Raw genomic sequence first — 22,232 nt, forward strand, 5'->3', positions numbered from 1 at the left:
CGCTGCGCGGCGCCGCCAGCTTGGCGATCCGGCCTGTGCCCGGGAGCGGGCGCTTCGCATCGACGTCAATGGCGTCTAGGGCGGTCATCGGGGCTCCCGCTCGACCAATCATCGAGCGTCGGGTCGTGCCCTGATGACCGTCCCGCCGCCCAGATTGACCTTAGGGTAGCGCAATCGTGCGACAATTCGTAGGGGCTTCGCAGATGAAGCGGCAACGGCCTGTTGCAAGCGTCGACCGGATGCCTGCGCGACGTCGAAATCAGGCAGCAGAGGCGGCCGAATTGCGAGCGGCAATGGGCGACCGGTGAATCCCGCATTCCATCTTCGACAGTCCGCTCCAGCGGCCCGCGCGCGGATTGTCCGCGCTGCCGCACGCGACCGTGCACGGCGCGCAGCCGATCGAGAGGTAGCCTTTTTCGAGGAGCGGATGCCGGGGAAGATTATAGCGATCGAGATAGGCCTCGATCTGTTGGCGGGTGAAGCGGGCAAGCGGATCGACCTTCAGGCGTCCGTCAGTTTCCTCGAGCGTCGGAACATCCGCGCGAAGCCCGCCATGATATCGCTTGCGACCGGAAATCCAGGCCTTGAAGCCAGTCAGCGTATTTTCGAGCGGCAGAACCTTGCGGATCTGGCAGCACCGGTCAGGATCGCGGCGGTGCAGCGATCCAGCGCCATCGAGCGCCCGCAAGATATCCGTTTGAGGCGTGACGACGCGCAGATCGGTGAGGCCGAGCAGAGCCGTCAGCTGCGCGCGATAGGCGATCGTTTCCGAAAACAGCTTTCCGGTGTCGAGCGTGATAACGGGGAGCGAACGGTCGATCGAGGCGGCCATGTGCAGCAGCACCGCGGATTCCGCGCCAAACGACGACACAAGCGCTATGTTTCCGCAAAACACGTCGCTGACGAGCGGCGCCAGCAGGTCGGGTCCGTCGAGATGGTTCAGCTCTGCGATGACGGCTTCATACATGGCGGTTCGGCCGATCAAAAATGGTGGTGGCGTGACCAAGCCGCATCATAGCTTCGCCACGAAATCGAGGAGCGCCTGGCGGTCGGTCTCGTCCAGGTCGAAGAAGCGGTCGCGCACGATCTGCGCCGTGCCGCCATGGGCGAAGACGGCATCGCGCAGCGTTGTCGCGCGGCCGTCGTGCAGGTAGCGATGGCGCAAGCGGATGCCGACGAGCGGTGCGGTCCGCCATTCGGCGCCAATGGCGTCGCCCTGGACGATCTTGTCGTCGAGCGCCGGCCCCATGTCGTGCAGCAAAAGGTCGGAGTACAGCTCAACTTCGCCGTTGCTGCCCTCCAGCGCCGGCACGTGGCATTTGGCGCAGCCTATCGAGGCGAAAACCCGTCCGCCATGGCTGCCAAGCATCGCGCCTTGGCTCGATGAGGGTGATGCGGCCCGGAAGGTCGCCGAGAACGGGATCAGCGCAGCATAGGCCAGGGCCGCCGACAGAGCCACCCCGACGAAACCGACGCCGATCAGGCGCCAGGCGCCGCCGGCCTCTCCGAGCCGTCCGACCCGGGTGGTGATGCCGAGCGCGATCATCACCATCAGGAACAGGAACTGGTCGACATCGAGGATGACACGGCGCAGTTGCGGATTGAGGGTTATCTCCGAATTGAGCATCACCACGCCGATGAACGCGACGATGAACCACGGGAACGGGATCGGTGCGGCCTCTTGCGCCTTGTTGCGGCTGCGAAACACCAGGCTGGCGGCCAGCAGAAGCGGGACGAGCATCAGCACTTTGCTGAGCTTGACCAGCGTGGCGGTGTTCAGCGCGTCGTCGGAAATGGCGAAGGAGGCGCCGTAGACCTGCGCCAGCTCGAAAATGCTCGCCCCGACGAACACGCCATAGAGGCGGTCATCGAGATGCTGCAGCCAACCGCCCAGGAACATGACCGGATAGGCGAGCAACGCCACGGTGCCGCTCAGTGTGATCAAGGCGATGGCGATGCCGGCGCTCTGGTCGCGTGCACGCACGAGCGCGGCCATCGAGAGGATCGCCGCGGCGCCGCAGACGGCGCTGCCGACCGCGACCAGCAGCGCGATCTCGGCGTCGAGCCTGAACAGCTTGCGCGCGATGGCGTAGAGCAGCGTCAGCACCAGGATCAGCTCGATGGCCGCCACTGCGAGCGGCATGAACCCCAGATCCAGGAACAGCCGCGTCGTGATACGGAAGCCGACCAGCACCACGGCGAGTCGCAGCAGATAGCGCTTGGTGAAGTCGAGTCCCGGGCGCAAGGCGTCGGGACAGGCGAAGCTGCTGCCGATCAGCAGCCCGAAGAGCATGGCGACCAGGACCGGGTTGCGCGACAGCGGCTCGCCCAGTCCGCCGGCGATCCAGCCGGCCGCAAGGGCGAGCGCCGCAGCAACGATGACGCCAGGCAGGACCGGGCGCATTTCTTCCGGCGCATGGGAGAGCGTCAGGGCGAGGCTCATGGCTTTGCCCCATTGGGCAGGCGCAGCGCTCGCAGGTAGGAGGCGACCGCCTCGATCTGTGCGGAACTCTGCTCGATTGGCTGCGCGCCCGCCTCGCGGCTGGCCGTCGCGCTGGTGATACCGAGTTCGTTTGCGAAGGCGTTCGCCACCATATCTTTGAGGGTGGCGATATCAGCCTTCCAGCCGTATCGGCCGACCCGCGATGCGCCTTGGGAGTCGACGACATGATGGGCGCGGCCTTTGATGCCGTCGCCCTTGCTGATCGCCTGCGCTTCGATGACGCTGTCGGGTATCTCGTCGATCCCGGCGATACCGTAGAGAGCGAGCGGCATACGCAGCGAAATCACATTGGCCTGGCTTGGCATTGCCGCCGACACGATCGCCACCCCATCACGCAAGGCATGGCGTCTGGCGACCGGACTGTTGGGATGTTCGATCGGCAGCGTGCGGCCAGAGCCCGGATCCATGTGGGCTATCCTGCGCGCAAAATGACTTTCATCAATGCTCGCGCCGCCGGGGCCGGGATGGCAGGCCACGCACGATGCCCCATTGAACAATGGGCCGAGGCCGGTCTGCGGCGTGAAGTCGGTCTGAAACACCTGCTTTCCGCGCGCCACAAGATTGGCGTCGGCGGCAGCGTTCTGTGTCTTCGGCGTCGCTGCCGCCGCGCCGTGCTCATCGAAGGTCCCAACCTCGACGAGCACCCCTTCGTGGCCCGGAAATCCCGGAACCTCGCCGCCAATCGTTATCCAGATATGCTGTGCGTCCGCCGACGTCGCGATCGCGCGAAGGCGATCGGCTCCCAAAGGGCCGAGCCCTGGAACCTCGATCGTCGCGCGTGCGAGAAGCCGGCCGTCCTGGCTCACGCGCAGCAGTGAACCGTCGCCGCGGTTGGCGACAAACAGATCGGACCCGCCAGCGAGTGTCGTATGGCTCGAAAACTGCGGATTGGCGATCTCGGGGATTGCGGCGGCGACATCGACCGGACGGTCGAATTCCGGCAGCAAGATCGTGCGGGTCCTGGCGACGGTGAAATGCCGCCGGTCGTCCTCCAGGTCAAGCAGCACCAGCCGATCACGACCCGGATCGGCGATGTAGAGAGCGCGGTCCGGGTTCCACTTGAAGGCGAGGCCGATGACGCCGGGATCGTCGCTGATGCCCCGGCCGGCGCTGACCGTGCCCTGGCCGGTGCTTACCGTACCCGGCCCGGCCAAGCCGTCGACACCATCCTGGACGTGGATTTGAACCACGCCGCCATCGGCGATGACCGCGGCGAACACGGCAAAGCCGCTGCCGTCGGGCGAGGGACCGAGAAACGCCGTTCCGAGCGCGCCCGTCTGCATTCCGCCCGATGTCAGCTGGCCGCTTGCCTGGTAATTCAGCAGCTTGCCAAGCCAGCCGCTGGGCTGTGCTTTCGGCGCCTGCTCGCGATCGGTATGCCGGCCGGCGAACACGCCGCCGGCCTCGCGGCTTGGCGCGTTGGCGAGCGGCGCACCGTCGGGGTCGACGACGGTGACGCTGCCCTCGCCAGCCAATCCGTTCGGCGCGTTGGCGATCCAGGGTCTTCCGAAGGCGTTGTTGATCGAAATGTATCGCGGTCCGGATGCGGCTGCGAGGCGCGCGGTTCGAGCTCCGGCATTGTATCGCCGGTTGAGAAACCGTTCGCTCTGCGCCGTGTAGAGTTGCACCCTCGCATCTCCGCCGTTGCCGGTGAGCTCTTGCGGAACGATGATGGTGCCACCAGACTTGCCGGCGCGCGGATCGATGGACAGGATCGCCCCGACCTCAAGCGCTGGATCGTCGGCTGGTGCGCCGAGATTGCTGCCCACGGCGACGAGAACCCTGAGCGGATCGAGCATCCGCCCTTCGCGGGTCGCCATAAGAAATTCCGGATTTCCCGGTATCGGCCCGCCGACATGAAAGCGCCCCACCTCGCGCACGCCGGCCACGTCGGGCAACCCGACGGCAACGATTCGAGCGTTCAGGCGCCAATCGGGGGTCTGATCTCCCGCGAACGCCCAGCTCGGCAACAGGCTGAGAACTATCGCCGCGGCCTTCGACAGCGTCCGGCGGGCCTGATAAGTCCCGACGGAATCTGTTGAGGCAACTGCACGGCTTGCTCGCATCGCCAAGTCTCCAGCGGTCGCAAGCGCGTGCTGACGCCTGCCAAACCACAGGGCAACTTTAGAGCGCGCGCACCTACGGATCGCTTACGGCATTCGGCGTGCTGGCTCGCCGAGCATGCTGCTATGATTTGAGGTCAGCTGCCGGCGCGAACGGCCGGTCGTTCAATCGGCCCGAACGCTTTCCACTCCCTCCGCCGGCCTTGCAACGAAGCTGCGCCAACCGCCATAGGCCGAAATGTCGATTGCCTCTGACAACCCGGCGGTTTCGACCAGGAAGCCCTTGGCCGATGTCCCGTCGTCGAGCTCGATCGTGCCGATGCCGAGCGGCGGCGGGATCGCGGCCACGAAGCGTCCGAACGCGTCTGGCGAAAGCCGCCAAACCTCGACATCGATCGCCGCCCCTTCGCCATCGGCAACACGCACGAGCCCCGGCTTCGGCACCGACTGGCCCGCGAGCGCATAAAGCTGGTAGGAGGCAACCGTCTTGGCGGCTCTGCTCAATCGCCCGCCCAACGCACAGAGTTGGCCGTTGAGCGGCATTCCCGACAAATGCGCGCCGACGACCACGAGCTCGATCATGCCGTCATCGAGGTCAGGGGTCTTGGCGACGCAGGCAGGCATCGCCCATCCAGTCGCGCCAAGGCCAAGACCGCTGGCTCGATGGAGATCACGGGCCGGCGTCGCCGTCAGTGCATCCTTGCCGGCAGCGGCAAGCAAGGTAACGCTCATCGGCAGATCGTCGTCGCGCTTGCCGGTCGGCACGGCAATGCCGCACATGTCGAGCAGATTGACGAAGTTGGTGTAGGTGCCGAGCCGGCTGTTGGTGACGATCGGATCGGCCAAAACAGTTTCCAGCGAATAGTGCGTCGGCGCCGTCGGCACGCAGAAAAGGTCGACCGAGGCGATGACAGGCGCGAGCCTGGCCTTGTGGCCCTGCAGCGCATAAAGGCCGTTGAACGCGTCTGCCGCGGAGAGCTTTCGCGCCCCTCCGATGATTGCGCGCGTTACCGGGTGCATGGCTGCTTCGCTCGCTTCCATGAAATCCGCGATCGCCGCATAGCGCTCGGCCACCCAGGCGCCTTCGTAGAGCAGGTTGGCGGTAGCGTAGAAATCGCCGAAGGGAATTTCGATCAGTCGGCAGCCGAGCTGTTCCAGCGTCCGCAGCGCCGTTTCGAATCCCGCTTGCATGGCCGCGTCGCCAAAAAATTCCCGGTCCGCTTTTGCGGGAACCCCGACGGTCAGGGCGGGTGGACACGGACCAAGCGGCGGCGCCGCGATAGCGCGCGAATAAGGATCGACGTCATCTTTGGCTGCCGCCGCCCTGAAGACGCTGTAGGCGTCATCGACGGTGAGCGCGAAGACGGAGACGCAGTCGAGCGTGCGGCAGGCCGGCACCACGCCGGTGGCCGACAGCGCGCCGACGGTCGGCTTCAGCCCGACGATGTTGTTGAGGCCGGCGGGAATGCGGCCGGATCCTGCGGTATCGGTGCCGAGCGCGAAAGAAACAATGCCGTGCGCCGTCGCCACGGCCGAGCCGCACGAGGAACCGCCCGGCACCAGTTTCGGATCGATCGCGTTTCGGGGGACCGGATAAGGTGTGCGCACGCCGACGAGGCCGGTGGCGAATTGGTCGAGATTGGTTTTTCCGACGACCAGCGCGCCGGCCGCCCTCAGAAGCGCGACGACGGTGGCGTCTTTCGCCGGCAAGTAGGCATATTCGGCGCAGCCGGCCGTGGTCGGCATTCCGGCAACATCGATGTTGTCCTTGACCGCGAACGGCACGCCCCACAGCGGCTTTGCCACGGGATCGAACCCGCCGAGTGCGTCGGCTTCGGCGAGCAGGTCCGCCCTGCTCGCCAGATGGATGAAGATGCCTGGATCGTCCGCTTTCGCTATGCGCTGAAACACGATTTCAATAATGATAGCGGCCGACATGCCGGAGGCATAGGCCGCGTGCAGGCTGCCGATATCGAAGCGGATGTCGCTCATTTGGCCTCGTCCAGAATGATCACCGGCAGATTCCACTGGATCAGCACGACGCAGCCGTCTTTCGTCCACACCGAATGCTCGGTCCCGACCGGGTTCAGGATCACGCTTCCCGGAAGATAATCGCCAGTCTCGTCGCTCTGGGTGCCTTCCAGCACCACGATGGTTTCCAGCCCGACATGGCGATGGCGCGGCACGCCGGCGCCGGGCTGATAGTTCAGGATCGCGACGGAGGGTTCGGCCGGTCCGCCCTTGAGCAGCCAATGCACCGTGATGCCGTCGCGAAAATGCTCGAATGCCAGATCACGCCAGACCCCATGGATGAGAGCCGGGTATGCAATGTTAGGCATCGGCAATTCCTTTGAGCACCTGGTCCGTCATCGCCGTCCAGCCGACGATCGCGCCCTGCGCCCTGATCATGGCCAGTGAGGCCGCCTTGAACTCCGGAAAATAGCTCTCCGTCGCATCCTCCGCCAGCAGGCATTCGTAGCCGCGGTCGTTGGCCTCGCGCATCGTCGTCTGCACGCAGACTTCCGTCGTAACTCCGGCGAAGACGAGCTGCTGCACGCCGAGCCGCTTCAGGTCCTCGCCGAAGCTGGTAGCGTAGAACGCGCCCTTGCCGGGTTTTTCGATGACGATTTCGCCAGGCAGCGGGGCTACCTCGTCGAGGATCGCCGTTCCCGGCTCGCCGACGACCAGCACGCGGCCCATCGGACCGACATCGCCGATTCGGATCGACGGATTGCCGCGATTTCGCTTGGCCGGCGGCAGGTCCGAAAGGTCTGACCTGTGGCACTCCATCGTGTGGATCACCGGCAGGCCGGCGGCGCGAAATCCCTGGATCAGCCTTTTGACCGTCGGCACGATCGCCACCACCCGGCCGACGTCATTGCCGAGGCTGGCGCCGAAGCCGCCCGGCTCGGCGAAATCGCGCTGCATGTCGATGACGACCAGCGCCATCGCCTCAGGCTTGAAGGCAAACGGAAACGGCAGCGCGTCGATCTCCGCCATCAGTGATGTCCCGCCATGTGCTCGCCGATCGTCTGCACGCTCGCCTGTGCGATCGGCGTCTCATAGACCAGCGCGCCGTCGGACATGACGAAGATGCGGTCGGAGAGCTCCAGCAGTTCGTCGAGGTCCTCCGACATCAAGAGCACCGCGGCACCAGCGTTGCGTGCCCGCATGATACGGGCGCGGATTTCGGCGACGGCGGAGAAGTCGAGGCCGAAGCAGGGGTTCGACACGATGAGAAGATCGACCTCGCCGGTCAGTTCGCGGGCGAGCACAGCGCGCTGGACGTTGCCGCCGGAGAGCGACGAAATCGGCGAGGCGAGCGAGGCCGTCTTGACCTTGAACTGCTCGACCAAGCGCGTCGCATAGTCCCTGATGGCGCTCATCCGGATCCAGCTTATCGGCTTGCCGGCCTCGTTCAGGTCGAAGGTCCGGAATGCCATGTTTTCCGCCACCGTCATCCTCGGCGCGCAGGCATTGCACAACGGTTCCTCCGGGATGAAGCGCACATTGAGCGTGCGGGCTTCGGCGCGGCTGGCGCCGTAGGGCGATCCCTTCACCAGAACGTCGCCGGCATCACGCGTACGCTGTCCGGCAAGGACTTCTAGAAACTCCTTCTGGCCGTTGCCGGAAATGCCGGCGACACCGACGATCTCGCCGGACTTCACATCGAGTTCGCCGATATTGATGGTTTTCAGGCCGGTGCGGTCGGGCGCCTTCAGCGCCTTCACCGTCAGGATTTGCCTGGCGCCGACCGGCACTGGAGCGCGGCTGTCGAGCGCGGCGATCGGCTGGTCACCGATCATCATTGCCGCCATCTGCTTGTGAGACAGCTCCGATACTTTCCCCGTTCCTGTCAGTCTGCCCTTGCGCAGCACAGTGATGTCGTCGGCAAACGCCGTCACCTCGTGGAACTTGTGCGAGATCATCAGCACGGTGAGGTCGCCCGCCTTGGTCATGCCGCGCACGAGGCCCAGCACTTCCTGCGCCTCGCCGGGGGTTAGCACCGACGTCGGCTCATCCAACACTAGAAAACTGCGGCCGAGATAAAGCTGCTTGATGATTTCGAGCTTCTGTTTCTCGCCGGCGGCGAGTTCGGCCACTTTGACGTCGAGCGGCAGCTTGAACGGCATCCGCTCCATGAATTGGGCAAGTGCGGCGCGCTCCTTGCGCCAGTCGATAATCCCCGGCACCTTTTCGCGGGAAATGACCAGGTTCTCCGCACCTGTCAGCGACGGGACCAGGGTAAAATGCTGGTAGACCATGCCGAGGCCGAGCGCAGAGGCGTCCTTCGGACCGGCGATCCCGATCTCGCGGCCGTCGACCAGAATGTCGCCGGCGGTCGGGTGATAAAAGCCCATGATGCATTTGACCAGCGTCGACTTGCCCGCGCCGTTTTCGCCAAGCAGCGCATGAAACGATCCCGCCGGCACCTTGATGGAGACGTCGTCCAGCGCGGTGAAGGCGCCGAAACGCATGCTCATGCCGATCGTCTCGACGCCAACCGCTCTTTTGCCGCGATCACTCATGATCGAACCTCATGGCAACTGGGCGACGAAGGACGCCGAGTTGGACACCGCGCCGAACACGCCGCCTTGCATCTTGATCATCTTGATCGCGGCGAGATGGTTGCCGTAGTCGGTCGCCCCGCAGCAATCCTCCAGCATCACGCATTCGAAGCCGCGGTCGTTGGCTTCGCGCATCGTCGTATGCACGCAGACGTCGGTGGTGATGCCGGTCAGCACGATGTTTTCGATGCCGCGCTGGTTGAGGATCAGTTCCAGGTCGGTGGCGCAGAACGAGCCCTTTCCCGGCTTGTCGATGATCGGCTCGCCTTCGGCCGGATAGAGGTCGGGGATGATGTCCCAGCCCGGCTCGCCGCGCACCAGGATGCGCCCGCAGGGTCCGGGGTCGCCGATGCCGGCATTGATGCGGCGCGAGCGCCAGCGCTTGTTGGCCGGCAGGTCGGCGAGATCGGGCCGGTGGCCCTCTCGCGTATGAATGATGGTGTAGCCCTTCGCCCGCATGGCAGACAGCACCGATCTTATCGGTTCGATCGGCGCCCGCACCAGCGAGAGATCGTAGCCCATATGATCGACATAGCCGCCCGGTCCACAGAAATCGGTCTGCATGTCGATGATGATCAGCGCCGTGTTGTCGGGCCGAAGCTCGCCATTGTAGGGCCATGGATAGGGATCGGCGTCGATGTAGCGCTGCGTGACCTCGGCTCTGGCGTTCATTGAGAAAAACTCCAGTCTGGAAACGTCATTTGGTGATCGACAGTTCGCCCGGTGCGCCGGTCAGCGAACGGCTCGGCGACGAGGTGGCGATCATGATGACGAGGGTGAGAATGTAGGGTGCGGCGTAGAACAGATAGTAGCCTTGCGTGACGCCGACCGATTGCAGCGCCGGCCCCAGCGCGCCGGCCCCGCCGAACAGCAGCGCGGCGGCAAAGCAGCCGAGTGGGTTCCAGCGCGCGAAGATGACCAGCGCCACCGCCATCAGCCCCTGGCCCGACGAAATGCCTTCGGTCCAGCTGCCGGGATAGTAGAGCGACAGATAAGCGCCGCCGATGCCGGCCAGCGCGCCGCCGATGCCGGTGGCGACGAGGCGCACCGTATTCGGGTTGAGGCCCATGGCGCGCGCGGCATCGGAACTGTCGCCGACCACGCGCAGGATCAGGCCGGCCCGGGTGTTGCGGAAAGCCCACCACAGGAATACGGCAAGTGCTGCGCCGATCAGGAACAGCACATTGATGTTGAGCGCCGCCTGCACCTGCGGAACGTCGGACCAGCCGCCAAACGGGATGGCCGGCAGGTCGGGCGCCGAGGGCTGGATGAACGGTTTGCCGAAGAAGAAGGCGAGACCCGAGCCGAACAGCATCAGCGCAATGCCAATGGCGATGTCGTTAACGCCGAGGAATTTGCAGATCCAGCCGTGGAACAGGCCGAAACAAAGACCGGCCGCGGCGGCGGCCAGCAGGCCGAGCCATGGTGAGCCGGTCATCACCGCGACGGCATAGGCGGTCATCGCGCCGAACACCAGTGTGCCTTCGAGACCGAGATTGATGCGGCCCGAACGCTCGGTGATGGCTTCGCCCAGCGACACGAAGATGAAGGGCGTCGACACCCGGATGGCGCCGCCGAGCATGGCGAGCGGAACGCCCCAGAGGCCGATCTCGGTTGCGCCCATCAGGCAGTTCCCTTCAGGAGATCGGGCCTCTTCAAGAGATCACCCCTCTGCCAGAGGTCGGGATTGAAGGCCTTGAAGCGGCCGTAGAAGGTTTCGCTGAACAGGATGACGACGAAGAGCATGCCCTGCAGCACCAGCACGGTGGCGTCGGGCAGGTCCATGCGGCGCTGGATCAGCCCGCCGGAGGCGTCGATGCCGCCAAGCAGGAAGGCGACCGGGATGATGGCGAGCGGATTGTGGCGGGCGAGGAAGGCGACCAGGATACCGGTATACCCATAGCCGGCGGCGAGCGAGGCGTTGGCGCTGCCTTGCACGGCGGCGACTTCGAGCATGCCGGCAAGGCCGGCAAAGCCGCCGGCCAGCGCGGTGAAACCGACAATCAGCGGTCCAACGGCAAGTCCCTGCACCTGGGCTGCCCTGACATTGCCGCCAGCGATGCGGGCGGCGAACCCCCAGCGGGTCTTTTCGATCAGCAGCCAGGACAGAATGCAGGCGATGATGCCGACGACCAGGCCCCAATGCACGTCCATGCCGGGAATGTTGCCGATGCGGTAGGCCTCAGCCAACGGCTCGGTCGACGGTTTGTTGAGCGAGGCGGGATCGCGTAGCGGTCCTTCCACCAGATGGTTCATCAGGGCGATGGCGATATAGGCCATCAAAAGGCTCGATATGGTTTCGTTGACGGCACGGTAGTGGCGTAGCGCGCCGACGGCACCGATCCAGATGCCGCCGGCGGCCAGGCCCGCCACGCCCATGACAAGAATAACGAAAAAGGCGGGGGCGCCGCTGGCGGCCACGCCTATCGCAGCCGCGGCAACGCCGCCCAGCACGATCGCGCCTTCGCCGCCAATGACGACAAGGCCGAGCCGGGCCGGCAGTGCCACGCAGAGCGCCGCAAGCAGCAAGGGTGCGGCCCGCGACAGCGAGTTCTGGACCGAGAACCACGAGCCGAAGCCGCCGCGCCACATCGTTTCATAGAGCTGCGCCGGCGATTTGCCGACCAGCGCGATGAACAGGCTGAACAGGGCCATGCCGACAATCAGGGCCGCGAGCGGGATGACGAGGGCTTCCGCCCGCCGGGCGATCCATTCGAGCGCCGTCGGATAGCTTTTGGCTCCGAGCATCACTGGCACGCTCGCGCTGCTCACGGTGTCTGCCATGGCCCCCGTCTCCGCCATGCTCAAGCGGTCGAGCCGACGACACCCTCGACGAGATAGTCCATGCTTTCCAGTTCGATCGCGGCTTCGACGAAGGTCTGGCCCTCGGTTGCGACGACGTCGCCCTTGTTGTTCTTCAACGGCCCCTTGATCACCGAAAAGCCGCCCTTCATCATTTCGGCGAGCGTGCCGTCGAACTGTGCGCGCGCCGCCTCGCTGACGGCGGGGCCGAGCGGGCTCATCTTGACGAAGCCGTCGGCCAGTCCGCCGCGCGTGAAATTGGGCAGCGGCTTGCCGGCCACGAGGTCGTCGACGAACATCTTGTAGACCTTCGCCCAGTTCCATTCCGCGCCGGTCAGGTATTTTTCGGGTGCCAGCGGGCTCTGATTGGCATGGTAGCCGCAGATGAAGGCGCCGCGCCCCGCCGCCGTTTCGACCACCACTTTCGGGCTGTCGACATGGCAGGTGATGACGTCGGCACCCTGATCGACCAGTGCATTGGTGGCCTCCGCCTCCTTGACCGCCAGCGACCATTCGCCGGTGAAGATCACCTGGCAGGTGATTGCCGGGTCGACCGAGCGTGCGCCGAGCAGGAAGGAGTTGATGTTGAGCAGGACCTGCGGAATCGGCTTTGCCGCGACGAAGCCGATCTTCTTGGTTTTGGTGGCGTGGCCGGCGGCGACGCCGTTGAGATACTGGCCCATGCCGATATAGCCGAAATAGGAACCGGCATTCATCGGATGCTTGTCCTTGTTCCACATGCCGCCGCAATGGCGGAACTGCACGTCGGGGAATTTCGCGCACATGGCCAGCATGTGCGGATCGAAATAGCCGAACGAGGTCGGGAAGATCAGCGAGGCGCCGTCGAGGTTGATCATCGATTCCATCGACTTCTGGACATCGACCGTTTCGGGGACGTTCTCCTCCTCGACCACGGAGATGCCCTCGATGGCCTTCAATGTGGCGGCACCCTCGGCATGCGCCTGGTTATAGCCGTAGTCGTCCTTCGGTCCGACATAGATGAAGCCGACAGTGACGGCAGCGGCGAACGCCCTGCTGATCGGGAATGACGCCGAGGCCAGGCCGAGCGCCGCTCCGGCGGCGGAGGTCTTGAGCAGATCGCGGCGGCTAAGCATGAATCTCTCGGTCATGTGAATGCTCCCTGTTGGACCCTTTTCCGGGTCGATTAATTCCCTTCTCGTAAAAGTGCATGCAATCGCTGTGCCAGTTCAAAAGATAGAATTTATCTAGTGAAATCAGTCGGCGTGCCGATATGCCGTGCTCAAGCGACAGGCAATTGCATACACTTTTTGCCTTTCAATTAGCCAGTTTGACATCTAGATTAAAATAAAGGCATAGAGGACGCGCGCCCGAGTCGAAACTTCCGGCGGGCCACTTGCCGCACGCCGCGAAAACGACTGACGGAGGAGAATTGTCGGGGAAGCGCAGCTTGATCAGGTCGGGCACGACCGTCGATCAGATGGTGAGGGCGATCGGTGACCGGATCGTCACCGGCTTCCTGCGCCCCGGCGAAAAACTCGATGAGGCCTCGCTCGCTGCCCGTTTCGATGTGTCGCGCACCCCCGTTAGGGAGGCGCTTGGCCGGCTGAGCGCCATGGGGTTGGTCGAAAGGCGGCCCAACCGCGGCGCCACCGTCGCCGTGGTGACGCAGGAGCATCTTGCCTCGATGTTCGAGAGCATGGCCGAGCTTGAAGCGATCTGCGCGCGGTTCTCGGCCGAGCGCATGACCGCCGGTGAACGCCGCGCGCTCGAATCCGAGCACCAGGCATCGGCGCGCCTCGTGCAATTGGGTGCGGAGGAGGACTACGAGTATTTCAACACCGAATTCCACACTCGGCTCTATCGCGGCGCGCACAGCAAGCACATCTATGAACTGACCGTCATGACACGCAGCCGGCTGGCGCCGTTCCGGCGCGCGCAATTCATGCTGCCGGGGCGCCTGGCCAAATCCTGGCAGGAGCATGACGTCATCGTTACCGCAATCATGCGCGGTGACAGCGCCGCCGCAGGGCAAGCAGCCAAGGATCACGTCTCAATCGTCAGCGAGGCGAGCGCCGTCTTTGCCGCGGTCGACCCGATGAAACCGGCGACGGTTTCGATCGGAGTGTCTTCCTAGTGGACAAAATCTGACGCGTGGTACCCGAAACGGAATACCGTTTTGACCCCGACCTCGTCATTCGTTCAGCTCACAGCTAGTGGGAAGCCAAGCCGACCATCGCCGACAAGTATTGAGCGCCGGTCGACGCGATCGTCCTACTTTGCGATGCCGCCTCTTTGCCGCCACCGCCGAGCCATTTGCTAGCCGGACCTCCGAGTGGTCCTGCCTCGTTCACTCGGACCTTTCTCCGATGCGGGCACAGACGCCCGGCATTCGATTTCCAACGACCGCTTCGCGCTCAATTGCTCCAAGCGAGAGAGGTTGTCCGACTACGACTTCATCTCGATTCGGATGCTATGCACGAGCTTGCCGCTCTTGTTGAGCACCCGTCCCGCTGGCTGCGGGGCCATCGGATGGACAACCAGGCACCCTTTGCCATCCCATGCTTCGATCGCCCGGATCACGTCGCGATTGTCCGGCAAGACGGTGCCGTCCGGGGAAATATCATGGATTGGCCCACCAACGGAATCGAATACGAAGACAGAAGGCCAGCGGTGGTGGTGGATCGGTTCTTCCTCATCAGCCTGCAGCGTAACCTCAAGCACTCGCAAATTATCGTTCTCGAAGAGTACTTTGTGATTGGCCGGCGCGGCCGCAACGGCATCGAATGCCGGATCCCATTGAGCTGGATCGATCTGGTTGATGTTACCGGTCATGGCCATGTTCTCCTCCATCGGTGCCACCCATCTATTGATAGGCGTCTAGATCGCGTCTTCTCAACTTCGATCTGTATGGCGTGAGATCGGCCGCTACAACAGCGGCCGATCAAACCGCTGGAACTGGTTGAATCGCGCCTTGCGCGCAGAATAGCTGCCCGTCAGCGAGCCGCGTATAATTGTGAACGACTTTGTTCTCGTGATCCTGAACCTGCACCACGAAGTTACCGCTCTGCTCGGTCCAGCTCATGATGAAGAGACCCGGACGGACACCAGTCACATCGCTCCTCACCACCTCGTCGATCTCAGTCGCGCCGATAGTTGCCCGCACGCGCAATTCTGTCGGCGACAAGACCGTTAGCCTTGGCACGAGCGGGCCGAACGCGCAGTCGAAAGTCTTCCCGACGAGTGAGGTCGGGGCACCATTGGTCGCAGCCATCCTATCCTCCGTGGTGATCTGGCGCTCAAAGGTTCAGAGGGTGGGACACAATAAGCCGTCGTCGGCTTCGAATGCCGATCAACCTACCCATTCCGCTGTATTGGAGCGCTCCAAACGCAAATTCTGCCTCTTCTCGCAGCGAGTCAAAAAAAACTTGGAGCGCTCCAAGAAATTGGCTTAAGTGCAGGAATGAATGGTCCCAAAATGCCAACCCTCGCCGATGTCGGGCGCGTCGCTGGAGTCTCCCGCGGTACTGTCTCCAATGTCTTCAATCACCCGGACCTCGTGCGGGCCGACGTTCGCGAACGCGTCCAAGCTGCGGCGCACCAGCTTGGTTATGATGGCCCTGACTCCAGAGGACGAGTGCTGCGTGACGGCAAGTTCAACGCTATCGGGTTTATGCCGCCGGGCGCCTATGCCATTGCCGACATGATGAGAAGCCCATACGGGCGAGAGCTGGTGCTTGGCGTTTCGCTTGCATGCGACGAGGCCGGGGCGACGCTGAGTCTGGTCAATGGCACGAACGAAACGCGCACCTCCGCCATCCGGGAGGCGTTGGTCGACGGCTTCATTTTGGGTCACAGCGCAGACATCGACCTGATCACCTCGGCGCAGCGCCGGCGCCTGCCGTTTGTCATCCTCGAAAGCGACGCCGGCCCGGACATCAATTCGATCCGGATCGATGGCAGGAACGGCGCGCTGATGGCCGTCGGGCACTTGGCTGCTCTCGGGCACCGTCATTTTGTGATCCTGTCCGTCCGGCGCACATCCGGGCCGCCGATCGTCCACATGCCCGGCAATCGCAGGCGCACGATCACTGCCGGATTTCAGCTCGACCACGAAAGGCTCAAGGGCTTCGCCAAAGGCTTGGCCACGATCAATCTGTCGATCGATGATGTCCCGATCATCGAGACCACGCCCGGGGAGCCTACTGCCGGAGCTGTCGTTTTCGATCGAGTTCCGGATGCGACCGCAATCCTGACTATGTCGGACTGGCAGGCTATCACAGTGCTCGACGAAGCAGTTCGTCGCGGCATAAGCATACCCAAGCACGTGTCGGTCGTGGGCTTCGATGGCACAGCGGAAGCCGCACGCACCAGGCCCCCTCTAACGACAGTGGCGCAGGACATTGTCGGGAAAGGGCGGCTTGCCGCCGCGATGGTATTAGCGAACGGTCCCCCACAGCAAATCGTCATGCCGATCGAACTGGTGGTCCGCGGCTCGACCGCCCGACCGCGTACCTCTTCGAACTGACAAGCGGACCGTCATATCAATTCCCATGGTCCGCTCTCGCGCAAAGCTGCCGCTCGTTCCCGAATGGTTGAAGGACCGCTCCTGGCCCACACGCGCCGTCGGAGAGCTGGTGAGTTAGGTCTCCTTCCCTGAGCGGGCTAACGGCCCCGGAACCAAGCGTCAGATTTTGACCACGAGCGCTCAGGCAAACTGCCCAATCCGTCGGCGATGCGATGATTTTTGCGTCACTAATGCGAGTGCTCGAAGCCGCACCGTCCGCAAATCCCGGCCTTTTTGGCCTGTTCGGCATTGGCATGCTCCTTGCTTCGTTGGTGATGTGCAGAGCGTCTAGGGTTCCGGCCGCAAAAAAACGGTGCTGGTCCAAGAGATGCGACCGCCAGGGATGCACTGAGGCATCCGGCGGAACACGGCGGGCCAAAATCCCGGGAGAACCCTGCACGGGTTTGCTGGCGCGAACCTCTCCCGGATGCGCGCTCGCAAATCCCAACATCAAGTCCGGTCGCAATCCGGATCGCGAACAGGGGTACGCAATGCTTCGCAAGCTGGCCGCAATCATCCTAGCCGCATCACTCAGCCTTCCCATCGTTTCCGCCGCCGGCGCGGCGCCCAAGAAAGACTTCAAGATATGCTGGTCGATCTATGTCGGCTGGATGCCGTGGGGCTATCTCTCCGATAGCGGCATCATGAAGAAATGGGCCGACAAAAACGGCATCAATGTCGAGATCACCCGCATCAACGACTATGTCGAAAGCATCAACCAGTATACGGCCGGCGGTTTCGACGGCTGCTCGATGACCAACATGGACGCGCTGTCGATCCCCGCCGGCGGCGGCGTCGACACCACCGCCTTGATCATCGGCGACTTCTCCAACGGCAATGATGCGGTGATCCTCAAGGACAAGGCAGCGCTCGCCGACATTGCCGGCCAGAAGGTCAATCTCGTCGAGCTCTCCGTCTCGCATTACCTGCTGGCGCGGGCGCTGGACACGGTCAAGCTCGCCGAAAAGGACATTACCGTCGTCAACACATCCGACGCCGACATGGTCGCCGCCTATGGCACCAGCGACGTCACCTCGGTCGTTACCTGGAACCCGCTGGTTTCCGAGATCGTCGCCATGCCGGGTGCGCACAAGGTTTTTGATTCCGCGCAGATTCCCGGTGAGATCATCGACATGATGGTCGTCAACACCGAGACGCTGAAGGACAATCCGGCATTGGGCAAGGCGCTTGTCGGCGCGTGGTACGAGGTGATGGAGCTGATGACCTCCGACACGCCGGAAGGCAAGGCAGCCAAGGAGGAGATGGCCAAGGCGTCCGGCACCGACATCGCCGGCTTCGACGCGCAGCTTGCCTCGACGGCAATGTTCTTCGACCCCGCCAAGGCGGTCGAGTTCACCAATGGCAGCGAATTGCCGAAGACGATGGATCTTGTCCGCAACTTCCTGTTCAGCCACGGCATTCTCGGCACCAATGCGACGAGTGTCGACGTCGTCGGCATGAGCTTTGCCGATGGATCGACGCTGGGCGACGCCAAGAACGTCAAGCTGCGTTTCGATCCAGCGTTCATGTCCGAGGCGGCAACCGCAACGCCCTGACCCGACATGCTGGCCAAGGGAATGAGTGCCAGGGATGAAGCCTCCGCGACGGGCGGGGAGGGCATTAAGCGTCCTTCCCGGCCAAAGCCGAGGGTGCGCCTTCGCATGATCAATGCGAAGGTTTCGCGCGGCGGCGCCTTGTTCCTCGGCGGCTTGCCGTTCCTGTTCGTGGCGATCGCCTATCTGATCGCTTCGGCGCAACGACTGGCGGTCAATCCCAGCGACAAGCTGCTGCCTTCGCCGGTACAGATGTGGTCGGCCTTTCTTGACCTTGCCACGGTGCCGGACAAGCGCTCGGGCGACCTCATCCTGTGGGTCGACACCTATGCCAGTCTCCTCAGGCTGTTCGCGGGCGTGGGCGTTGCGACGGTCGCCGCGCTTTCGCTCGGCATTGCCATCGGCTTCATCCCGCGGGTGCGGGCGTTGCTGCTGCCCTTCGTCACCGTCGTTTGCGTCATCCCTCCGCTGGCGCTGCTGCCGATCCTGTTCATCGCGCTCGGCCTCGGCGAAACGGCCAAGATCACGCTGATCGCCGTCGGCGTCGCGCCGGTGATGGTGCGCGACATCGCCAACCGGGTGATGGAGTTGCCACCAGAACTGGTGGCCAAGGCGCAAACGCTTGGCGGCAACAGCTGGACCACGGTCTTGCGGCTGGTGCTGCCGCAGATCATGCCGCGCCTCATCACTTGCGTGCGGCTGGCACTCGGGCCGGCCTGGCTGTTCCTGATCGCCGCCGAAGCCATCGCCTCGACCGAAGGGCTGGGTTACCGCATCTTCCTCGTCCGCCGCTATCTCTCGATGGACGTCATCCTGCCCTATGTCGCCTGGATCACGCTGCTTGCCGTGATCACCGACTGGCTGCTGGTGCGGCTGTCGCGGGCAATCTCCCCTTGGGCGCATCCGGTGGAGGCCAGATGAGTCGCATCGTCGTTCACGGGCTGGAAAAGAGTTATGGCGATGCCCGCGTGCTCGAGCGGGTCAACGTCACCGCCGAAGCCGGCGAATTCCTGTCGCTGGTCGGCGCCAGCGGCTGCGGAAAATCGACGTTCCTGCGCATTCTGCTCGGCCAGGAGCAGCAGAGCAGCGGCGTCGTCATCGTCGGCGATGGCCCGATCGTGCCCGAGCCGACGCCACAGCGCGGCATCGTCTTTCAGCGCTATTCGGTGTTTCCGCATCTGACCGCCATCCAGAACCTGCTGCTGGTCGAAGACTTTCGCTCGGGCGGGCCGTTTGGCCGCGTCTTCGGCGCCAGGCGCAGAAACGCCAGGCAACAGGCCGAGGCCATGCTGGCGCGGGTTGGCCTTGCCCATGCGCGCGACCTCTATCCGGCATCGCTCTCCGGCGGCATGCAGCAGCGGCTGGCGATTGCGCAGACCTTGCTTGGCCGTCCGCAGATCCTGCTTCTCGACGAGCCGTTCGGTGCGCTCGATCCCGGCATCCGCGCCGAGATGCACGACCTGCTGACCGAGCTGTGGACCGAGCATGGCATGACGGTGGTGATGGTCACCCACGATATCGGCGAGGCCTTCAAGCTCGGCACCCGCGTGCTGGTTTTCGACAAGGTGCGCCACGATCCGCAGTTCCCGTCGGCTTACGGCGCGACGATCACCTACGATCTGAGGCTCGATCGCAAGACCCGGGCTTCCTCTCATCACTTGGCCAAGGTGGCCGCGATGGTCGGGACGACCCGGCCGGATACAGCAATGGCGACGACGGCGTCGTAACGGAGAGTTTGAATGTCCAGAAATATCCCCGAACGCAGCCACCGCCGGGCAGGGCTCGTCGCCCGGGCGGCCAGGGAGCGTTTTCACCACCCCGATTTCGACGCCCGCGGCACGCAGGGCTGGAAGTCGATCGAGGCCGAGGGCAAGCTGCCGGAAAGCGGCTGGCGCAAGGAGCAGCAATGGGCGCTCGACATGGGCCTGCCGGGATCGGAGTCGATCGTCGACAAGCCGATCCCGACATTCGCGCGCGGCGAGCTGCCGCATTTCGCCGGCATCAACACCTTCCTCAAGGCGCCCTATGTCGAGAACGTCCGCGATGTCGGCAAATATGATGCTGCCGTCATCGGCATTCCTTTCGACAGCGGCACCACCTACCGGCCGGGAACCCGCTTCGGGCCGCAAGGCATTCGCCGCATCTCGGCGCTGTACACCCCGTACAACTATGAGCTCGGCGTCGATTTGCGCGAGCAGATGACGCTGTGCGACGCCGGCGACGTCTTCACCATTCCCGCCAACCTCGAAAAGAGCTTCGACCAGATCACCAAGGGCGTCAGCCATGTCGCCTCGTCCGGCGCGCTGCCGATCATGCTGGGCGGCGACCATTCGATCGGATTTCCTTGTGTGCGCGGCATCGCCAACGTGACCTCGAAGCGCATCGGCATCATCCATTTCGACCGCCATATCGACATCCAGGAAAAGGATCTCGACGAGCGCATGCACACCACGCCCTGGTATTGGGCGACCAACCTGCCGAACGTCTCGGCGACCAATCTCGTGCAGCTCGGCATCGGCGGCTGGCAGGTTCCCCGCTACGGCGTCGCCGAGGCGAGAAAACGCGGCACCAACGTGCTGACCATTGCCGACATCGAGCAGATGGGGCTTGAGAAGGCGGCGGAAATCGCGCTCGAGCTCGCATGGAAGGACACCGACGCCGTCTACATCTCTTTCGACGTCGACAGCCTCGATTGCGGTTTCGTGCCCGGCACAGGCTGGCCTGAGCCGGGCGGCTTCCTGCCGCGCGAGGCGCTCAAGCTGCTTGGGCTGGTGACGGCACCCGGCATTTGCGGACTGGAAGTGGTCGAGGTCTCGCCGCCCTACGACACGTCGGACATCACCGCGCTATTCGGCGTGCGTGTCGTCGTCGAGGCGCTTGGCTCGATGGTCGCGCACGGCAATCTCGGCAAGCACAAATCGATCATCGACAAACCGGTGAGTTTTTGACCATGCACGACGATCATCACCACAGTCATGGCCATGACGACGGCCACCACGGGCCGAACGGTCATCATGACCATCCGCACGCCCCCGGTCACAATGGGCCCGCTGGCAAGCCGCTGCAATGGCAGACGCCGCATCTGCCGGACCAGGCTCACGAGCCGCCGGTTGATCCCGCATCGGTCGACCTCGACCTTGTCGAAACCGCCTTCCTCGAAGGCTTTGCGCGGGCGCCGGACCCATCCAGCTTTCTGCGTCTGGCCGGCATACCCTTTGTCGGCGAGAGGGCCGACGGCGTGCGGCTTCATCTCTTGCGCGTCGAAACCGAGGATCTGGTCGACGTCGGCGCGGTCATGCCGCTCGTCGGCGGCACCGGCGTCGCCTATCACCCGCTGCCGGCGCGCCTGACATCGCACCGCCGCCGCCTCGCTTTCATCTATCACGATGGCAGCGAGCAAAAGCCGCTCGGCTTCGCCGCCGCGCGCTCCCTAGCAGACCGTTCCGCCGCTTCGCAATTCCCCGTTCCCGGGCACTGAAACCAGAACCCGTCATTCTCATCAAACAGGTGCAACCATGAAAACTTTCGCAAGCATGAAGATATTTGCAAGACTTGGCATCCTTTCGGCTCTCGCCGCCCTCACACCGTCGCTGGCGTTTGCCCATAGCGGCGGCGCTCACGTCCACGGCTTTTTCGCCGGCCTCCAACATCCGCTCCTCGGCATGGACCATCTGCTTGCCATGATCGCGGTCGGCATCATCGGCGCTCGCGCCGGCGGGCGCAGCATTGTCCTTGTGCCGCTGTTCTTTGTCTCGGCCATGGTCGCAGGGGCCTTGCTTGGCATGGCCGGCATCGGCCTGCCTTCGCTTGAAACCGGCATCGCGCTGTCGCTTGTGATCTTCGGCGCGATGGTCGGCCTCGCCAAGCCGCTGCCGCTGGCCGCCGCGGCGGCACTGACGGCCCTGTCCGGCCTCTTCCACGGCAACGCCCACGGCCTTGAGAGTCCCGAGAGCGCCGGCGGCATCGCCTACGCCGCTGGCTTCGTGCTCGCCACGTCGATGCTGCATGCGATCGGCATTCTGTCCGCTGTCAAGCTGGCTCGTTGGCCGACGACGGTCCGCACTGCGGGGTTCGCCACCTCGCTGGTTGGAATGGCCATGGCGGCCCAAGCTTTTTGAGACGTAGCGGTCGGCAAACAGAACTGGAATGCAGATGAGCCAGAAATGGTCGATGAGGCTGCGGCGCGTCCGCGATTTG

21 protein-coding genes and 1 riboswitch are annotated in these 22,232 nt (G+C 64.0%); of the genes, 8 read left to right on the forward strand and 13 right to left on the reverse strand.

The features are described 5' to 3' along the window. Positions 1-259: 259 nt before the first annotated feature. From AC0L2B_RS25610 to AC0L2B_RS25660, 11 genes are all read right to left on the reverse strand, one after another. Positions 260-967: a phosphoadenylyl-sulfate reductase gene (locus tag AC0L2B_RS25610; protein ID WP_473747294.1), complete on the reverse strand. Its 708-nt coding sequence runs from the start codon at positions 965-967 to the stop codon at positions 260-262. Between the two features lie 45 nt (positions 968-1,012). Then, positions 1,013-2,443 carry a YeiH family protein gene (locus AC0L2B_RS25615; protein WP_473747295.1) on the reverse strand — a complete coding sequence of 477 codons (1,431 nt, stop codon included), beginning with the start codon at positions 2,441-2,443 and terminating at the stop codon, positions 1,013-1,015. Then, positions 2,440-4,569 (reverse strand): hypothetical protein, encoded by a 2,130-nt coding sequence (locus AC0L2B_RS25620; RefSeq protein ID WP_473747296.1) that lies wholly within the window; start codon positions 4,567-4,569, stop codon positions 2,440-2,442. Before AC0L2B_RS25620 ends, AC0L2B_RS25615 begins: the two co-directional genes overlap by 4 nt. Positions 4,570-4,731: 162 nt before the next feature. After that, positions 4,732-6,558, reverse strand: a complete 1,827-nt coding sequence (atzF, locus tag AC0L2B_RS25625; protein ID WP_473747297.1) for an allophanate hydrolase — start codon at positions 6,556-6,558, stop codon at positions 4,732-4,734. Then, positions 6,555-6,905 (reverse strand): cupin domain-containing protein, encoded by a 351-nt coding sequence (locus AC0L2B_RS25630; RefSeq protein ID WP_473747298.1) that lies wholly within the window; start codon positions 6,903-6,905, stop codon positions 6,555-6,557. Before AC0L2B_RS25630 ends, atzF begins: the two co-directional genes overlap by 4 nt. Beyond that, entirely contained in the window at positions 6,898-7,566 is a 669-nt protein-coding gene (locus AC0L2B_RS25635) for a cysteine hydrolase family protein (RefSeq protein ID WP_287171717.1), read from the reverse strand. The genes AC0L2B_RS25630 and AC0L2B_RS25635 overlap by 8 nt, the downstream gene beginning before the upstream one ends. Beyond that, positions 7,566-9,095: an ABC transporter ATP-binding protein gene (locus tag AC0L2B_RS25640; RefSeq protein ID WP_473747299.1), complete on the reverse strand. Its 1,530-nt coding sequence runs from the start codon at positions 9,093-9,095 to the stop codon at positions 7,566-7,568. Before AC0L2B_RS25640 ends, AC0L2B_RS25635 begins: the two co-directional genes overlap by 1 nt. 9 nt (positions 9,096-9,104) lie before the next feature. After that, on the reverse strand, positions 9,105-9,806 hold the full coding sequence (gene biuH, locus AC0L2B_RS25645; RefSeq protein WP_123146849.1) for a biuret amidohydrolase: 702 nt from the start codon (positions 9,804-9,806) through the stop codon (positions 9,105-9,107). Positions 9,807-9,831: 25 nt separating this feature from the next. Continuing rightward, on the reverse strand, positions 9,832-10,758 hold the full coding sequence (locus tag AC0L2B_RS25650) for an ABC transporter permease (RefSeq protein ID WP_473747301.1): 927 nt from the start codon (positions 10,756-10,758) through the stop codon (positions 9,832-9,834). Further along, positions 10,758-11,918, reverse strand: a complete 1,161-nt coding sequence (locus AC0L2B_RS25655) for an ABC transporter permease (RefSeq protein WP_473747303.1) — start codon at positions 11,916-11,918, stop codon at positions 10,758-10,760. The genes AC0L2B_RS25650 and AC0L2B_RS25655 overlap by 1 nt, the downstream gene beginning before the upstream one ends. Positions 11,919-11,938: 20 nt before the next feature. Further along, on the reverse strand, positions 11,939-13,066 hold the full coding sequence (locus AC0L2B_RS25660) for a BMP family ABC transporter substrate-binding protein (protein WP_023800146.1): 1,128 nt from the start codon (positions 13,064-13,066) through the stop codon (positions 11,939-11,941). Between the two features lie 299 nt (positions 13,067-13,365). On the opposite strand from AC0L2B_RS25660, the gene AC0L2B_RS25665 reads away from it, so the two are divergent. Further along, complete coding sequence (locus tag AC0L2B_RS25665) at positions 13,366-14,052, forward strand: GntR family transcriptional regulator (protein ID WP_473747304.1); 687 nt, start codon at positions 13,366-13,368, stop codon at positions 14,050-14,052. Positions 14,053-14,363: 311 nt separating this feature from the next. Here the strand turns inward: AC0L2B_RS25665 and AC0L2B_RS25670 are convergent, their stop codons facing one another. Then, complete coding sequence (locus AC0L2B_RS25670; protein WP_473747305.1) at positions 14,364-14,750, reverse strand: hypothetical protein; 387 nt, start codon at positions 14,748-14,750, stop codon at positions 14,364-14,366. A 109-nt stretch (positions 14,751-14,859) separates the two neighbouring features. Then, entirely contained in the window at positions 14,860-15,189 is a 330-nt protein-coding gene (locus AC0L2B_RS25675; protein WP_473747306.1) for a MoaF-related domain-containing protein, read from the reverse strand. Positions 15,190-15,393: 204 nt separating this feature from the next. On the opposite strand from AC0L2B_RS25675, the gene AC0L2B_RS25680 reads away from it, so the two are divergent. From AC0L2B_RS25680 to AC0L2B_RS25710, 7 genes are all read left to right on the forward strand, one after another. Further along, positions 15,394-16,443, forward strand: a complete 1,050-nt coding sequence (locus AC0L2B_RS25680) for a LacI family DNA-binding transcriptional regulator (RefSeq protein ID WP_473747307.1) — start codon at positions 15,394-15,396, stop codon at positions 16,441-16,443. A 316-nt stretch (positions 16,444-16,759) separates the two neighbouring features. Next, positions 16,760-16,874: riboswitch (guanidine-I (ykkC/yxkD leader) on the forward strand. 99 nt (positions 16,875-16,973) lie between these two features. Then, complete coding sequence (locus AC0L2B_RS25685) at positions 16,974-18,038, forward strand: putative urea ABC transporter substrate-binding protein (protein ID WP_473747308.1); 1,065 nt, start codon at positions 16,974-16,976, stop codon at positions 18,036-18,038. 105 nt (positions 18,039-18,143) lie between these two features. After that, positions 18,144-18,956, forward strand: a complete 813-nt coding sequence (locus AC0L2B_RS25690) for an ABC transporter permease (RefSeq protein WP_473747309.1) — start codon at positions 18,144-18,146, stop codon at positions 18,954-18,956. Then, positions 18,953-19,762: an ABC transporter ATP-binding protein gene (locus AC0L2B_RS25695; RefSeq protein WP_473747310.1), complete on the forward strand. Its 810-nt coding sequence runs from the start codon at positions 18,953-18,955 to the stop codon at positions 19,760-19,762. Before AC0L2B_RS25690 ends, AC0L2B_RS25695 begins: the two co-directional genes overlap by 4 nt. Positions 19,763-19,774: 12 nt before the next feature. Then, positions 19,775-20,983 (forward strand): agmatinase family protein, encoded by a 1,209-nt coding sequence (locus AC0L2B_RS25700; protein ID WP_473747311.1) that lies wholly within the window; start codon positions 19,775-19,777, stop codon positions 20,981-20,983. A gap of 2 nt (positions 20,984-20,985) precedes the next feature. Next, a complete protein-coding gene (locus AC0L2B_RS25705) occupies positions 20,986-21,513 on the forward strand; it encodes a hypothetical protein (RefSeq protein WP_473747312.1) in 528 nt (175 codons plus the stop codon). A gap of 37 nt (positions 21,514-21,550) precedes the next feature. After that, positions 21,551-22,153, forward strand: a complete 603-nt coding sequence (locus AC0L2B_RS25710) for a HupE/UreJ family protein (RefSeq protein WP_473747313.1) — start codon at positions 21,551-21,553, stop codon at positions 22,151-22,153. Positions 22,154-22,232: the final 79 nt, after the last annotated feature.

It is taken from the genome of Mesorhizobium sp. WSM4815 (assembly GCF_055811575.1).

Bases quoted from the DNA above. Each gene is read 5' to 3' on its own strand.
- AC0L2B_RS25620 (WP_473747296.1), bottom strand. From the start codon at position 4,569: ATGCGAGCAAGCCGTGCAGTTGCCTCAACAGATTCCGTCGGGACTTAT.
- AC0L2B_RS25635 (WP_287171717.1), bottom strand. From the start codon at position 7,566: ATGGCGGAGATCGACGCGCTGCCGTTTCCGTTTGCCTTCAAGCCTGAG.
- AC0L2B_RS25690 (WP_473747309.1), top strand. From the start codon at position 18,144: ATGATCAATGCGAAGGTTTCGCGCGGCGGCGCCTTGTTCCTCGGCGGC.
- AC0L2B_RS25640 (WP_473747299.1), bottom strand. From the start codon at position 9,095: ATGAGTGATCGCGGCAAAAGAGCGGTTGGCGTCGAGACGATCGGCATG.
- atzF (WP_473747297.1), bottom strand. From the start codon at position 6,558: ATGAGCGACATCCGCTTCGATATCGGCAGCCTGCACGCGGCCTATGCC.
- AC0L2B_RS25685 (WP_473747308.1), top strand. From the start codon at position 16,974: ATGCTTCGCAAGCTGGCCGCAATCATCCTAGCCGCATCACTCAGCCTT.
- biuH (WP_123146849.1), bottom strand. From the start codon at position 9,806: ATGAACGCCAGAGCCGAGGTCACGCAGCGCTACATCGACGCCGATCCC.
- AC0L2B_RS25610 (WP_473747294.1), bottom strand. From the start codon at position 967: ATGTATGAAGCCGTCATCGCAGAGCTGAACCATCTCGACGGACCCGAC.
- AC0L2B_RS25670 (WP_473747305.1), bottom strand. From the start codon at position 14,750: ATGACCGGTAACATCAACCAGATCGATCCAGCTCAATGGGATCCGGCA.
- AC0L2B_RS25630 (WP_473747298.1), bottom strand. From the start codon at position 6,905: ATGCCTAACATTGCATACCCGGCTCTCATCCATGGGGTCTGGCGTGAT.
- AC0L2B_RS25680 (WP_473747307.1), top strand. From the start codon at position 15,394: ATGCCAACCCTCGCCGATGTCGGGCGCGTCGCTGGAGTCTCCCGCGGT.
- AC0L2B_RS25615 (WP_473747295.1), bottom strand. From the start codon at position 2,443: ATGAGCCTCGCCCTGACGCTCTCCCATGCGCCGGAAGAAATGCGCCCG.
- AC0L2B_RS25705 (WP_473747312.1), top strand. From the start codon at position 20,986: ATGCACGACGATCATCACCACAGTCATGGCCATGACGACGGCCACCAC.
- AC0L2B_RS25700 (WP_473747311.1), top strand. From the start codon at position 19,775: ATGTCCAGAAATATCCCCGAACGCAGCCACCGCCGGGCAGGGCTCGTC.
- AC0L2B_RS25650 (WP_473747301.1), bottom strand. From the start codon at position 10,758: ATGGGCGCAACCGAGATCGGCCTCTGGGGCGTTCCGCTCGCCATGCTC.
- AC0L2B_RS25675 (WP_473747306.1), bottom strand. From the start codon at position 15,189: ATGGCTGCGACCAATGGTGCCCCGACCTCACTCGTCGGGAAGACTTTC.
- AC0L2B_RS25655 (WP_473747303.1), bottom strand. From the start codon at position 11,918: ATGGCAGACACCGTGAGCAGCGCGAGCGTGCCAGTGATGCTCGGAGCC.
- AC0L2B_RS25710 (WP_473747313.1), top strand. From the start codon at position 21,551: ATGAAAACTTTCGCAAGCATGAAGATATTTGCAAGACTTGGCATCCTT.
- AC0L2B_RS25660 (WP_023800146.1), bottom strand. From the start codon at position 13,066: ATGACCGAGAGATTCATGCTTAGCCGCCGCGATCTGCTCAAGACCTCC.
- AC0L2B_RS25695 (WP_473747310.1), top strand. From the start codon at position 18,953: ATGAGTCGCATCGTCGTTCACGGGCTGGAAAAGAGTTATGGCGATGCC.